At 59.8% G+C, this 13192-nt stretch carries 12 protein-coding genes; 4 read left to right on the top strand and 8 right to left on the bottom strand.

Features of this window, described 5'->3' with window-relative positions; all coding sequences use genetic code 11:
- Positions 1-63 precede the first annotated feature (63 nt).
- Complete coding sequence (locus ACKUUJ_RS04755) at positions 64-1086, bottom strand: LacI family DNA-binding transcriptional regulator (protein WP_409064820.1); 1023 nt, start codon at positions 1084-1086, stop codon at positions 64-66.
- Positions 1087-1320: 234 nt separating this feature from the next.
- On the opposite strand from ACKUUJ_RS04755, the gene ACKUUJ_RS04750 reads away from it, so the two are divergent.
- Together ACKUUJ_RS04750 and eda are read left to right on the top strand one after the other, a co-directional pair.
- Entirely contained in the window at positions 1321-2355 is a 1035-nt protein-coding gene (locus ACKUUJ_RS04750; protein WP_055252504.1) for a sugar kinase, read from the top strand.
- A gap of 253 nt (positions 2356-2608) precedes the next feature.
- Positions 2609-3250, top strand: a complete 642-nt coding sequence (gene eda, locus ACKUUJ_RS04745; RefSeq protein ID WP_055252503.1) for a bifunctional 4-hydroxy-2-oxoglutarate aldolase/2-dehydro-3-deoxy-phosphogluconate aldolase — start codon at positions 2609-2611, stop codon at positions 3248-3250.
- 393 nt (positions 3251-3643) lie between these two features.
- Here eda and ACKUUJ_RS04740 read toward each other — a convergent pair whose 3' ends face one another.
- Entirely contained in the window at positions 3644-4336 is a 693-nt protein-coding gene (locus ACKUUJ_RS04740) for a GntR family transcriptional regulator (RefSeq protein ID WP_409064819.1), read from the bottom strand.
- A 501-nt stretch (positions 4337-4837) separates the two neighbouring features.
- Between ACKUUJ_RS04740 and ACKUUJ_RS04735 the strand changes: the two genes are divergently transcribed.
- A complete protein-coding gene (locus ACKUUJ_RS04735) occupies positions 4838-5929 on the top strand; it encodes an ATP-binding protein (protein WP_409064818.1) in 1092 nt (363 codons plus the stop codon).
- 87 nt (positions 5930-6016) lie between these two features.
- Here ACKUUJ_RS04735 and ACKUUJ_RS04730 read toward each other — a convergent pair whose 3' ends face one another.
- The 5 genes from ACKUUJ_RS04730 to ACKUUJ_RS04710 all read right to left on the bottom strand — a co-directional run bounded on the left by ACKUUJ_RS04730 (position 6017) and on the right by ACKUUJ_RS04710 (position 10309).
- Entirely contained in the window at positions 6017-7030 is a 1014-nt protein-coding gene (locus ACKUUJ_RS04730) for a hypothetical protein (protein WP_409064817.1), read from the bottom strand.
- 5 nt (positions 7031-7035) lie between these two features.
- Positions 7036-7371 carry a hypothetical protein gene (locus ACKUUJ_RS04725; RefSeq protein ID WP_006234743.1) on the bottom strand — a complete coding sequence of 112 codons (336 nt, stop codon included), beginning with the start codon at positions 7369-7371 and terminating at the stop codon, positions 7036-7038.
- A 505-nt stretch (positions 7372-7876) separates the two neighbouring features.
- The gene (locus ACKUUJ_RS04720) at positions 7877-8185 is read right to left on the bottom strand and encodes an MGMT family protein (RefSeq protein ID WP_006234744.1); all 309 of its coding nucleotides are present in this window, start codon (positions 8183-8185) and stop codon (positions 7877-7879) included.
- 174 nt (positions 8186-8359) lie between these two features.
- A complete protein-coding gene (locus tag ACKUUJ_RS04715) occupies positions 8360-8866 on the bottom strand; it encodes an HPP family protein (protein WP_006234745.1) in 507 nt (168 codons plus the stop codon).
- A gap of 3 nt (positions 8867-8869) precedes the next feature.
- Positions 8870-10309: an MDR family MFS transporter gene (locus ACKUUJ_RS04710; protein ID WP_035136865.1), complete on the bottom strand. Its 1440-nt coding sequence runs from the start codon at positions 10307-10309 to the stop codon at positions 8870-8872.
- 520 nt (positions 10310-10829) lie between these two features.
- Here ACKUUJ_RS04710 and ACKUUJ_RS04705 point away from each other — a divergent pair.
- Positions 10830-11171 carry an arsenate reductase family protein gene (locus ACKUUJ_RS04705; protein WP_409064816.1) on the top strand — a complete coding sequence of 114 codons (342 nt, stop codon included), beginning with the start codon at positions 10830-10832 and terminating at the stop codon, positions 11169-11171.
- A 172-nt stretch (positions 11172-11343) separates the two neighbouring features.
- Here the strand turns inward: ACKUUJ_RS04705 and ilvD are convergent, their stop codons facing one another.
- Positions 11344-13122 carry a dihydroxy-acid dehydratase gene (gene ilvD, locus ACKUUJ_RS04700; protein ID WP_409064815.1) on the bottom strand — a complete coding sequence of 593 codons (1779 nt, stop codon included), beginning with the start codon at positions 13120-13122 and terminating at the stop codon, positions 11344-11346.
- Positions 13123-13192: the final 70 nt, after the last annotated feature.

Below are 13192 nucleotides of genomic sequence, written 5' to 3'. Positions count from 1 at the left end.
GCAGGGTTAAAGCGTATCAAGCGCTCAAAAAACGTGCGCGAACAGGCCGTTGCGAACGAGCGACTAGCGCGAGGTCGAAGCGCGGTATTCGATGTGACCGGGAATCTCGATGCGCTTGGGGGCGAGCTTTGCGGCATCGCCCACCGTAGTGGTAACGATGTCGATGCGCTCGGACAGGCGCTCGACCACGCGCTCGGCAATGGTGAGGGTGTCTTGCGCGGCCGTGGTCACACCGCCAAAGAGCACGTGGTTCCAGGGGTAGTCGTCAAACGTCGCGATCTTGAGACCCGCCGGCAACGAGGGTCCCAACTGTGCCAGCGCCTCGGTCAGACGCAGAAAGACCAGGCCGTTGACGGCAATGAGGCCGAGCTTTTTACCTGCATAGCCGCGGATGGTCTCGTCCAAGCGGCCGACGCCCGTGGCGCCACCATCGGCCAGGGTGACGACCTCGCCCGCAAGACCGCGGCGCGAAAGCTCGTCGGCAAAAGCCTCGGCGCGCTCGCGACGCACGGGGCTGTCATCGCTTGCCTCGGTGAGCAGGCACAGGCGCTCGCTGCCAGCGGCAGCCAAGGCGTCTACCAAGCCGGCAACCAGCTCGCGGTTGTTAGATGTCACCAGATCGACACCGCCGGCGGCAACATCGCGGTCGAGCAGTACAACGGGTAAACGTCCCGCGGCAGCGGCGATTGCCTCGTCGTTACCGCCGCAGGTATTGACGACCAGGCCGTCCACGCCGGCGTCGATAAGCCTGGTGAGCGATTCGGCCTCTTTAGCGGGATCGTTGCCGCTAATGGCCGTCATAAGCGAGCAGCCGCGCGCGGCGGCACTGGCGGAAAGCCCTTCGAGCATGGCACTGGAGAACGGGTTGGCGATGTCGGCCAGGATCACGCCGATGAGGTTGGTGCGTGAGCTGCGCAGATTGCGCGCGGCGGCACGTGGGCGATAGCCGGTGCGCTCGATAACCGCCGCAATGCGAGCACGGGTTTCCTCGGTCATCTGCCCGGGGCGGTTGTTGAGATAGCGCGAGACCGTGGCCGGACTCACGCCCGCCTCGGCGGCAATGTCCTTAATCCTCATCTGCGCCATAGCGCACCCCGTTTCCCAATTGTCAGCAGTCTGAGCCATTTTAGGCATTTTTTAAAAATGCCGGTTGCAAAACGCTGTAGGTGAGTATACTACAACTCGAAACGAAACCGATTTCGTAAACCGATTTCGGCAAGCGTTGGCACGGTGGTGCAAAGATGTACCCTACCGTCTTGGCACCTCCGTGCCAACGCCATATCAAAGGTGTACGCACGAGCAAGAAGGAGCTGCACGACCATGGATAAAACGGTTCTTACCTTCGGCGAGATCATGATGAGGCTCTCGCCCAAAGATCACCTGCGTATTGAGCAGGCAACCGAGTTTGACGTTCGCTATGGCGGCGCCGAGGCCAACACCGCGCTTTCCCTGGCCTACCAGGGCGACAAGACCGCTTACGTCTCCGTTGTCCCGGCCAACCGTCTGGGCGAGTGCGCGCTGCGCTCGCTGAAGGCCTACGGCGTCGATACCACGCGCGTCGTGCGTCAGGGCGACCGTCTTGGCTCCTATGTGTTTGAGGTCGGCGCCTCGCAGCGCGGCAACGGCTGCGTCTACGACCGCAAGTTCTCTGCCATCAACATGGCCAGGCGCGACGTCTTTGACTGGGACGAGATCCTCAAGGGCATCGATGTCTTCTATTTCTCCGGCGTGACCCCCGCCGTCTCCGATGAGATGGCCGCCGCCTGCAAGGAGGCGCTCGCCGTCTGCCGCGCCAAGGGCATCACCACCGTGTGCGACGTGAACTATCGCGGCAAGATGTGGTCGCCCGAGAAGTCGCAGGCCACCATGAAGGAGCTTCTGCCGCTCGTCGACATCTGCATCGCCAACGACGAGGACGCTCCCGCCGGCCTCGGTATGACCTGCGTCTCCGGCTCCCTTGCCCACGGCATCGAGGAACGCGACACCTACGTCGAGATGGCCCGTCAGATCTGTGCTGAGTACGGCTGTAAGAAGGTCGCCTCGGTCATCCGCAACATCTCCTGCGTCGAGCGCTCCATCTGGATGGGCATGCTCTTTGACGCCGAGAGCGGCGAGCACTGGTTCTCCCCTGCTCACGACGTGCACGTGCTCGAGGGCGTTGCCGCCGGCGACGCTTTCAACGCCGGCTTGGTCCACGCCCTCATCAACGACTTTGATCCACAGGACGCCGTCAACTACGCGATTGCGGCCTCGATCCTCAAGCTCACCATCAAGGGCGATTCCAATCTGGTGACCGCCGACGAGATCGCCGCTGTGGCAAACGCCGCCGACGGTGGCACCCGCGTCGCGCGCTAAGCCGTCCCCATTCCGCGGGCCGCAGCTTTCCATACCCATACCTCTGCGGCCCGCTCCCCGATTCCTCCGGTCGGGCAAAACCACCAGTCCCATTCCGGTTTTGTCTGGCATTTCCTACATGACTGGTCGTGCAGCCGATTTTGGAATTGCTTGAACCCCAAGCAGTGCCTCCGATAACCAATCCAGAATCGGCTCCTGACCAGCACATTTGTCAATCACGCGCCCGTGCGCACCACATATCGAAAGGAACATCATGTTCGATCAGTTCTACACCACGCTTGAGTCCCTGGGCATCGTGCCGGTCGTCGTGCTCGACAAGGTCGAGGACGCCGCTCCGCTCGCCCACGCCCTTATGGCAGCTGGCATGAAGTCCGCCGAGGTCACCTTCCGCACCGCCTGCGCCGCCGAGTGCATCGCAGCTATGGCCGAGGCCGAGCCCAAAATGTGCGTCGGCGCCGGCACCGTCCTGACCGTCGAGCAGGTTGAGCAGGCTCGCGCCGCCGGTGCCAAGTTCATCGTCTCCCCGGGTTATAACGAGGACGTCGTGAAGCACTGCATCGACATCGACCTGCCCGTGCTGCCCGGCACCGTGACCCCCTCCGAGGTCACCGCGGCCGAGAACCTGGGTCTCAAGGTCACCAAGTTCTTCCCTGCGGCTCAGTACGGCGGCCTGAACACCATCAAGGCCCTCGCTGCTCCGTTTGTCGGTCACCGCTTTATGCCTACCGGCGGCGTGAGCACCGCCAACGTCGAGGAGTACCTGAGCTCCTCCGCCATCATCGCCTGCGGTGGCACCTGGATGGTCAAGCCCGCCCTGTTCGCCGACGGCGACTTCTCCAAGGTCGAGCAGATCGCCCGCGAGGCCATGGACGTCGTCAAGAAGGTCCGCGGCTAGGTTTAGCTCTCTATCGTGAAAGGGGGCGTGCCCTAGACCTCGCCCCCTTTCTTTTAAAACGGCTCGGAAGCGCGCCGTTTCCGTCACGGACAAGAACCGAAACCGTCTTGTATGCTGATAGAACGTGACGGAAGCGACACGCCCCCGAGCCGCTTTACTTACTCGACTGGCAACCGCGCCCAACTGGACCACTTCGGTAAAAACCGAGCCACCAAAACAGCTGCGGCGCCGTCTGGAGGAATGAACCCTTGCTTCCGGTCTTTTCCTCCAAGCGGCGCCGCAGCTTTTTCGTGCCCCGATAATGCCCCGGCAGTTGCGGTGAGATACGGACTGCTTACACCATCAGAGCCGCAAAACAATCCCTATTTCACCGCAACTAATGTAGGGGGCGAGTTAGATGGCCGAGTCTTTGGACAGCTCAAAGTAGTCGGGATGCAAGGCAATAACCGGGCCCTGCTCCTCGGGCATCAGGTGCAGGTGTGTCTCGGCCAGATAGCTCGCCGTGTCGGTATCGCCCTTTTTAATGGCCTCGAGAATCCGGCGATGCTGCCGACGAATCGGCTCCCAATCCAGATCCTGCGAGACCATACGCAACCAGTTGTATCGCTCAAAATGCGTATTGACGCTCTTCATCCAATCCCACAACATGTGGCGGCCGGCAATCTCAAAACACGTCTCATGGAACAGGTTGTCCAGATCGAAAAAGCGACGCGTTTCGCTATGGTCGAGCGACTCGGACTCGGCAAGAATCTGCTCGAGCCGATGCTTTTGCTCGGGCGTGGCGGTCGAACAGCATTTAATTAGCACGCTTCTCTCGAGCTTCTCACGCAAGAAGCAGGCGTTTTCGGCGTGTTCCATGCTGATCTTAGAGACGTAGGTGCCGCTTTTGGGGCGCGTTTCCACCAGCTCCTGCTCACGCAGGCGTACAAAGGACTCACGAATGGGTGTGCGTCCGATTCCCGTCTCCTTTTCCAGACCAATCGCCGAAAGGCGCGTGCCGGGCTTGAGCTCGGCATAGATGATCTTGGAGCGCAATGCGTTGTATGCCTGATCTTGCAGGCTCTGATAATGCTGGTGTTGTTCCATAAAGCCCTCGGATAAGTCCTCGGTTAGTCGAATACCACCATGCAATACTATCGCATCGACACGCCCCAGCTCCCAATCAGTCTTTTTGGGACGGGGCTTTTTGGCTACCCTGAGCCGCAGGTCGGCCCCTTGCCACAAAAGTGGCCCATCTACTACGTTAACACGGATAGCCTCGGCCATACCGAAAACCGTGAAAACAAAACCGCAGGTAGACAGCTTGTCGATTTTCGAAAAAGCCGACTATGGTTGACCCCTGCGGCTTAAACGTAGTAGATAGGCCCTTTTCGTGGCGCAGCACTACTGCACCCCAAATTGGCACCCCGAGCCCTCGTGAGTTGCCAACAAGCTGTTCGCCCAGCGCTTTATCCGCGCGGCATTCGGAAAATAGCGCCACCGTAAGAACCCGCGAACAGCGCTATACGTTGCTATATCTCACTATACTTTGCTATATCTTGCTATACTTTGCTATATCTTGCTATATCTTGAGCAAAGGTGGCTCACATGCAAACAAACCCTTTTAAGCCCACAGCAGGTAAAACACCCCCCACGATTATCGGCCGCGAAGATGTACTCGAAGAATTCAATGAAGGCCTCATCAACGGGCCTGGTGCCCCGGGGCGCCTAATGCGCATAGCCGGCGTCCGTGGAACGGGCAAGACGGTCCTCCTTGACGAGTGCTCACGTTTGGCGCAAAGCCGTGGCTGGACGGTCATAAAAGAGGTCGCAACCGAGGGACTTTGCCAACGCATTCTCGAACAGCTGCAGCCCAAATTCCAGGCCAAACACGCCAGATTTGAGCCCACCGTAGCTGGCATATCCATCGGCAGCATAGACATTGAGCGAATCGGTCCATCGCTACGCGACGCCATGAGACAGACAATATCCAAGAATGAAAATGGCCTGCTCATCACTCTCGACGAGGTTCAAGACGCAGAGCTCGATGAGGTCCGAACGCTCTCCATTGCGATTCAGCAGGTTATCGGCGAAGACCTTGATATCGCCTTTGTTTTTGCGGGGCTGCCTTCGATGATTGAAAGCATCATCAACGGAAAGACACTTACGTTTTTGCGCCGTGCCCTCCCCTTTGACCTGAAGGCTGTGGCAGTAACCGAAGTGTCGTACTCCCTCGAGGAAACCATTGAAGCGTCTGGCATGGAGTTGCAGCCAGGTATTGCCGGCCAACTTGCCGAGGCAACGCAAGGTTATCCTTTCATGATCCAACTCGTTGGATACTACGCATGGCAGTTGGCAAGACGCGCACATACACCGATTATTGGAGAAGAAGAAGCCGAGCGCGGCATTGCAACGGCACGCGAACGCTTCTGTGCCATGGTGATTGAGCCCGCGCTACAGCGCATTCCGCCCACGTGCATCGCTTATCTGCTGAGCATGGCATCTTTGGGGCAGACGAGCTCGACCAGCATGGTTGCCGATGCCCTAAACAAAACGCCTCAACAGGTGAGTTCCGTCCGCAGCCGCCTGTTAAGAGAATCGATTATCGAGGCTCCCTCGTACGGCAAGGTCTCATTTGCCATCCCCTACATGCGCGACTACCTCTACGAGCACAAAGCCGAACTGGAAGTTGAACTGTAGAAACGGCAACTGCCCTGCAAGACGAAAACCGTTTTCGTACGGATTAAAGCAGACGTAAACGATTTTCGTCTTGATTTGCGTACGGAATTAAGACGTAAATTGCGCTTTCGTACGCTTATTACCAGACGCAAATTGTTTTCGTCCGGCCATGCGTCCCCAATCTAGACGAAAAGAGCCCCGAGCTCGTATTGAACTGCATCCCAATTCTTGGACGGGCGCCGATGCCCTGATCTCTGCCATGTCGAGGTGCGAGATCAAATCCTTGGCGCGCTCGCCGGAGTGGTATGCCTTGTTCGGCGCCACCTTCCTGTAGAGCTTCTTGAGCTTCGTCTTCCCCTTGTTGCCCGGCGGCATCTCCGTCTCAGGTGGCAGCCCTAGGAAGGACAGGACGCCGGGCAGGTCGCACAGCATCACGTCCTCGATGTCGGCCTTGGCCGCCAGGTCGACGACTCTCTGCGCTGTCGGCGAGATGTTCGGGGTGCTGCTACCGCCCGCTGGTTCGGAAGCTGGCGGGCAGTAGCGGGCAGTAGCGGCAGTAGCGGTGTGGCTCGATAGGCCCGAATATCCGTAAGGAAGGTGCTCGCTCTCATATGTGCTGATATGCCTCGCCTCGCGAACCTTGGGATGCTTCCTGAGGTAATCCCTCAATTCGAGCCACTCTTTATGCTCATAACGCTTCGAAATCGTTTCCCCGTCGACAGTTTCCTTCACATAATGGTATGTTCGAACGCCTTCGAACTTGCCGAACCCGTTCTCGACGCTGATGTTTCTGAACCAGCGCGAAAACCCATTCAGGTCCATGAAGTTGACTTGGGGATGCCTGTCTTTCGTTCGTTCGAATGAGTGGACGAGCGGAGTGCCTTTGACTTGTTCCAGGCCGAAGGCTTCCATTTCGCGGGCCTGCTCCTTTTTCCAGAATTCGAGATACGACGTCAGCGTCTCGCTTATCGAGATCCTCCGCACGCTTTTCTTGCTTTTGGGCGAGCGAACGCTTCGATCGGCCGCGAACTGCTGCTCAATGAGGATGCTTCTGTTCTCGACGGAGACATCGGACCACGTCATCCCGAGGGCTTCTGCCCTTCTCATGTCGGTGTCGAGCATGAGCATCACGCATGTGATGTGCGCGTCCGGTTCTCGATTGAGTAGGATGTCGAGTAGGCGAGCGGCGTGATGGTTCCTTCGCGGTTGTCGTGGAACTTTTTTGCGTACGAGCCGACGGTGTCCCTCGATTTTTGGACGTAGGTGCCGCTGTTGAGTTCTGCCTTGTAGGCTTCGAGTGCGGCGTCGACCTCTCGGCTTTTGGTGGTATGTATGGTCTGCCACGGCGAATAGCGGTATTTGCCCGTGACCGGATCCTTGCCGAGGCTGTGACGGTAGCGCCACGTGTATTTGTCGCGGCGTTGCTTCGTTCCTTTGCCTATGACGAGAGGTCGGTCGTTCATCGTGTTCCTTGCCTGAAGTGCCTGAGAATCGCGCTCGGTTGCGCGGAATGGCGCAAAGGGCTGGGGCGGGTGGGCATTACCCTTGGTGGTGGGCCCTGCGTGGGGTCACACCCCAAGGGTAATGCTCCGCCTGACCGCTTTCAAGCTCGTTGTGGGTCGAATTTGGGTCGAAATGTCTGAATGAAACAACGTCGTAGCGACCTCATAACCCGAAGGTCGGTGGTTCAAATCCGCCCCCTGCGACCATGAAACTTCAGGTCGGAAGCATAAAAGCTCCCGACCTTTTTCTTTGTCTAGGGGTTTCGGCATCTCTCGTTCTTTGGGTACCTCGAGGCGGGCAATCAGATAGATGCTTACGAGTATCATAGGGTCTTTTTACGTCGCGGTCGTGTCTCGTACTGGTGCGCCGCTCTTTGTGGGACGTGTCACTTTGCCATAGGTTGTCCGGCGGCGGGGCGCAGGTCGTTCCCCGTGGCGTCGCTCCTTTCGACGCTACGCTGCCTGACTACTCGTTCCACTGGTGCTTTTTCATGTCGACGCAGCCGTTGTCTCGGAAGGCGACTCCTTCCTCCGTCAGTAGTGCTCGCTGGTCGGGGAAGTTTGGCGCGAGGCGTCCCGCGTGGTTGACGACGCGGTGGCAGGGATAATCGCCGTAGCGATCCGCCTCGCTCAGCACCGCTCCGACCAGGCGAGAGTTTTTCTCCCTGCCGATGAGGCGCGCTATCTGACCGTACGAGGCGACGCATCCCGCCGGAATCTCTGCCACGACGGAGAGAATCTCATAAACCAAATCTTCGTCCAGGACTTTTCCCATCGTATCGCTCCCGTGTTCGCTTTTGCCTTCGGGGGCGCGGCGCCGATCACCCGTGCTGCGATTTTCGCAGCTCCCCTTACCGAAGCATCGAGGGAAAGCGCGTGCGTGTCAAGGTTGTCTGGTCCAGTTGCTGGCTCGATGCCTCGAGATGTTCGCCTCAAGTGCGACCTGCCCCTATTGGAAAAGGATGCCGAAGATGTATTTGGTGATGGCGGAGCGGCGGATGACCCCCACGAGTTTGCCCTCGTCATCAACCACAGGAAGCTTCTTGAACTTCTTCTTCGCCAGCAGCGCGGCGACGCGGGCGATGCTCTGCTCGGGACGGGCACACACTACCTGGCGCGTCGCGAAATCCATGACGCAGCGATCCTTCAGGTCTTCGATGCGCTGCTCAAGGCTCTGATCGTCGAAGTACAGCATGGACGCGTCGCCGCCCGTGAAGATGGTGTGAGCGCGATGCTGCGCGATGGCTCCCATGACATCGCCGTCGGAGATGAACCCGACCACCTGGTTGCGCTCATCGATTACGGGCATGCTGCTCACCTCGTTTTCGGCGAGCATGCGCACCACGTCGGAAATCGTGCAATCCTGCGTGCAGGTGAACGGCTCTTCAATCATGATGCTCGAAACGGGCGTCCCCTCGAGCTCGAGCGGGATGCGCTCGGACAGAATCTCGGACATCGCTTATGCCTCCTTCGTTTTCGGTGCGGTTTTCTTGGTGCGCACGCTGAATATGGCGCAGATAAGGGAAACGAGGCCGATTGCCGCGCACACCTTGTAAGCGACGCCCGCGCCCACGGCGGTGGCTACTTGGATGCTCGCATCGACGCCGGCCGACGCGGTGACGCTTGTCATGACCGTGATGATGAGCGCCGTGCACAAACCGCCGGCGACCTGGCGGCCGGTGTTCGCGATGGCGTTGCCGTGGGCGATCATGTCATTTTTCAAGGCATTGACACCCCATGTGTTCACCGGCATGTTCGCGAGCGACTGGCCGGCGGACTGCAGCATGCAGAACAGCGCAACCACCAAGATGGGCGTGTTTACCGTCGAAAGCGAGAGCAGGAACAGGGCGCCGGTCATGAGGGCCAGGCCGACGATCGAGATGGCACGCGGACCGAACTTGTCGAACACCACGCCGGAGATAGGGCTGATGATGATGCCCACCGCCGCGGCGGGAAGCATGGCCATGCCGGTTTCGAAGGCCGAAGCGCCAAGCGAGGTTTGCAGCAGCAACGGCAACAGCGTGTTGGTGACCAGGCATGCGGCGTTGATGAGCGTGACGATGATGGCGGCCACGCGGAACTCGCGCGTCTTGAGCGTGCCCAGTTGAAGCAGCGGGTCCTCGATTTTGCCCTGGCGTACGACGAACAGCACCAAGCACACGACACCCGCGACGATCGAGCCGAGCACCACGGGGTTGCCCCAACCCATCGACGAGGCGCTCGAGAACCCGTAGAGAAGTCCGCCGAAGGCGATGGTGGAGAGGACGACCGAGGGCAGGTCGAGCTTGGGGTTCTTCAGCTCGCCCACGTTTTTCAGCATGAACACGCCCAGCACCAGCACGAGAATTGCGAGGGGGACGATGGCGCCGATCATGGTGCGCCAGCCGTACGTGTCGATCACCGCACCGCCTACGACGGGGCCGACCGCGGGACCCGCCGACATGACGATGCCCGCCATGCCCATAGCCGTTCCTCGTTTCTCGACGGGGAACACCAGCATGGGAACCACCGAGACAAGCGGCATGAGCACGCCTGAGCCCGCCGCTTGCAACACGCGACCGATGATGAGGAACAGGAAATCAGGGGCTGCGGCGCACAGCAGCGTGCCCAGCGCGAACACCAGCGTCGCCCCGAAGAATAGCGCGCGGGTGCTGAACTTGTCGATAAGGAACGCCGAAACGGGGACCATGATGCCGCTCACCAGCGGGTATATGGACATGATCCACTGGGCAGTCGAGGCATCGATGGCGAAATCGGACATGATGACCGGCAGCGCAGGCGACATCACCGTTTGGTTCAGTAGCGCCAAGAAGGCACCCAGGACGACGACCGCGACGATGCGGATCTGGGTACCGGTAATGCGCCCATTGGCGGGCGCGACCGTACAATTATCAGACATAAGCTTCCTTCGTATCTATTCGATTCTTCGCCGAAGGCGCGCCGGCCCACGGGCGAAATAACATGCACGTGCTATGCGTGCATCAGATACGACAGGAAGAAAGCGGCTGCTCAGAGCGCACTTGGGGAACAACAGGAGAGGCCCCGTATACCAGGGGCCGCCGAATTGCGATGTATGCTTTGGTCAAATCCTTCATAGCGGGGAGGTATTCTAGCAGCCGTCTTCGCCCCTTTCAAGGGATGTAACCCAGACGTTGATTTTCTTTACCGAGGCGCCATCGTTGACGGGTGGCGTGCTTCTCTATCGCCACACCGCGGGGCGAGGGAACGCCGCGGCGAGCTTGTACATCGGCTATGTGTGCAGCTGCGAGCGTGTCGCCGGCGCGCGCTGGGCGCCAGTCCGATCCGGCCGACTCTTGCCGACGGTCGGTCGCCGTCCTCCTCCATCTCCGCCTGCTCTGTTTTTGCTCGGCTCCCTTGTCGTATCATGGACGGACGAGAATTGAGCGAAGGCGGTACGTATGAACATCCAGATATTCGGCACGAAGAAAAGCTTCGATACTAAGAAGGCGCAGCGCTATTTCAAGGAACGTCGTGTGAAGTTCCAGTTCATCGACTTGAAGGAAAAGGGGATGAGCAAAGGCGAGCTCGAAAGCGTGGCGCGCGCCGTCGGCGGGATCGACGCTGTGATCGATCCAAAGGCGAAAGATGCCGACACGGTTGCGCTCGTACAGCATCTTGCTGCCGACCAGAAGTTCGAAAAGGTGCTCGATAACCAGCAGATTCTTCGTGAGCCCATCGTTCGCAACGGCCGCCAGGCAACCGTTGGCTACGAGCCTGACGTGTGGAAGGGCTGGGAATAAAGTGAAGCGCCCACGCCCGTGGTTTTATCCACGGACGCGGGCGCTTGCGTAAGACGTCTCTTGTCGTTTGAGTGGAGCGCCCCGGCGGCGCTGAACAACGCGCCCCGGTGACGTGGCTCGGGGCTCTTTGTGCCGCACATCTATGAGAGGAGATATTTGATGCGCATGGGCGCTACTCCATGTAGCCACCCTGAATGGCGGAAACTGCATGCTCGGTAAAGAACTTGAGCGTGCCGGAGGTGTAACGATTAGCCTTGGGCTTCCAAGCGGCTCGGCGCTCGGCCAGGACGGCGTCGACCTCGGCCGGCTCCATCTCCTTGCCGGCGATGCCCACGATGGACAGCGAGCGCTCGGGGATGTTGATTCGGATAAGGTCGCCCTCCTCAATCAGGGCAATCGGACCGCCCACAGCGGCCTCGGGCGAAACGTGACCGATAGCCGGGCCCTTGGAGGCGCCGGAGAAGCGGCCATCGGTGATCAGGGCAATGCTCGCACCCAGCTCGGGATCGCTGGCGATAGCCTCGGTGGTGTAGAACATCTCGGGCATTCCGGAACCCTTGGGGCCCTCGTAGCGAATGATAACGGCATCGCCGGGCTTGACCTCGTGCGTCAGGACGGCGTGAATGGCGTCCTCCTCGCAGTCGAACGGACGGGCCTTGAGCGTAGCCTGGAACATCTCGCGCGGAACAACCGTGTGCTTGACGACGGCGCCCTCGGGAGCAAGGTTGCCGTGGAGGATGGCGATGGAGCCGTCGGTACCAAAGGCCTGGTCAAACGGACGGATGATGTCCTCGCGCTTGAGATTCCACTTCTCAAGGTAACGACCGCACTTCTCGTAGTAACCGTTGTTCTTGAGGTCCTCGAGGTTCTCGCCGAGAGTCTTGCCGGTGACGGTCATAACGCCGAGGTGGAGCATCGACTTGATCTCCTCCATGATGCGCGGCACGCCGCCCGCATAGTAGAAGAACTGCGCCGGCCACTCGCCTGCGGGGCGAACGTTGAGCAGGTAGTGGGCGCCACGGTGCAGGCGATCGAAATCGTCGGCGGACATCTCGATGCCAAACTCGCGGGCGATCGCGGGAATGTGCAGCAGCGAGTTGGTGGAACCGGAGATGGCGCCGTGGACCATGATGAGATTCTCGAAGGACTCCTTGGTCACGATGTCGCGGGGGCACAGGTTGTGCTCGGAGAGCCACACGGACTGACGGCCAGCCTCGCGCGCAAACTCACGCAGATCGGAGCTGGTTGCGGGCAGCAGAGCCGTGCCGGGGAGCATAAGGCCCAGGGCCTCGGCGGTAACCTGCATGGTCGAGGCGGTACCCATAAAGGAGCAGGCGCCGCAGCTGGGGCATGCGTTGTGCTTGGCAAACTCGAGCTCCTCGCGGGAAATCTCGCCGCGCTCATAGCGGGCCGAGATGGCGCCGAGCTGCTCCAGGGTCAGCAGGTCGGGACCGGCATCCATGACACCGCCGGTAACGACGATGGAGGGGATGTTGATGCGGCCCATGGCCATGAGGTTCGCAGGCAGACCCTTATCGCAGCTGGCGACAAAGACGCCGGCGTCGAATGGAGTGGCCTTGGCATGAATCTCGATCATGTTGGCGATCATGTCGCGGCTGGGCAGCGAGTAGTTGATGCCGTCGTGGCCCTGGGCCTCACCGTCGCAAATGTCGGTGCAGAAGTAACGAGCACCGTGACCGCCAGCCTCGGCAACGCCAGCACGGACCTCCTCGACCAGATCAAACAGGCCGGCAGAACCCGGGTGCGAGTCGCCGAACGTCGACTCGATAATGACCTGCGGCTTGTCCAGATCCTCGATGGACCAGCCAGAGCCCAGGCGCAGCGGGTCCATCTCGGGGCTGATGGTGCGGAACTTGCCAGAACGCGGCTGCAGCTTGGCAACCAGGTCGGCGGCCTCCTGCTGAATCTGTGCTTTGGTTTTCTCGTCCATGATGTTCTCCTCTTTTGGTTTGAACGGTTGTACCAATCGTTGGTTAATGAATCAGGTGAAAATGGGTACC

Source organism: Collinsella sp. wc0583 (genome assembly GCF_046116915.1).
GTDB lineage: Bacteria > Actinomycetota > Coriobacteriia > Coriobacteriales > Coriobacteriaceae > Collinsella.
This window is presented reverse-complemented; position numbering and strand designations above follow the sequence as displayed.

Excerpts from the sequence above, each read along its gene's own strand:
- ACKUUJ_RS04755 (WP_409064820.1), bottom strand. The coding sequence starts at position 1,086 with ATGGCGCAGATGAGGATTAAGGACATTGCCGCCGAGGCGGGCGTGAGT.
- ACKUUJ_RS04750 (WP_055252504.1), top strand. The coding sequence starts at position 1,321 with ATGGATAAAACGGTTCTTACCTTCGGCGAGATCATGATGAGGCTCTCG.
- eda (WP_055252503.1), top strand. The coding sequence starts at position 2,609 with ATGTTCGATCAGTTCTACACCACGCTTGAGTCCCTGGGCATCGTGCCG.
- ACKUUJ_RS04740 (WP_409064819.1), bottom strand. The coding sequence starts at position 4,336 with ATGGAACAACACCAGCATTATCAGAGCCTGCAAGATCAGGCATACAAC.
- ACKUUJ_RS04735 (WP_409064818.1), top strand. The coding sequence starts at position 4,838 with ATGCAAACAAACCCTTTTAAGCCCACAGCAGGTAAAACACCCCCCACG.
- ACKUUJ_RS04730 (WP_409064817.1), bottom strand. The coding sequence starts at position 7,030 with ATGCTCGACACCGACATGAGAAGGGCAGAAGCCCTCGGGATGACGTGG.
- ACKUUJ_RS04725 (WP_006234743.1), bottom strand. The coding sequence starts at position 7,371 with ATGAACGACCGACCTCTCGTCATAGGCAAAGGAACGAAGCAACGCCGC.
- ACKUUJ_RS04720 (WP_006234744.1), bottom strand. The coding sequence starts at position 8,185 with ATGGGAAAAGTCCTGGACGAAGATTTGGTTTATGAGATTCTCTCCGTC.
- ACKUUJ_RS04715 (WP_006234745.1), bottom strand. The coding sequence starts at position 8,866 with ATGTCCGAGATTCTGTCCGAGCGCATCCCGCTCGAGCTCGAGGGGACG.
- ACKUUJ_RS04710 (WP_035136865.1), bottom strand. The coding sequence starts at position 10,309 with ATGTCTGATAATTGTACGGTCGCGCCCGCCAATGGGCGCATTACCGGT.
- ACKUUJ_RS04705 (WP_409064816.1), top strand. The coding sequence starts at position 10,830 with ATGAACATCCAGATATTCGGCACGAAGAAAAGCTTCGATACTAAGAAG.
- ilvD (WP_409064815.1), bottom strand. The coding sequence starts at position 13,122 with ATGGACGAGAAAACCAAAGCACAGATTCAGCAGGAGGCCGCCGACCTG.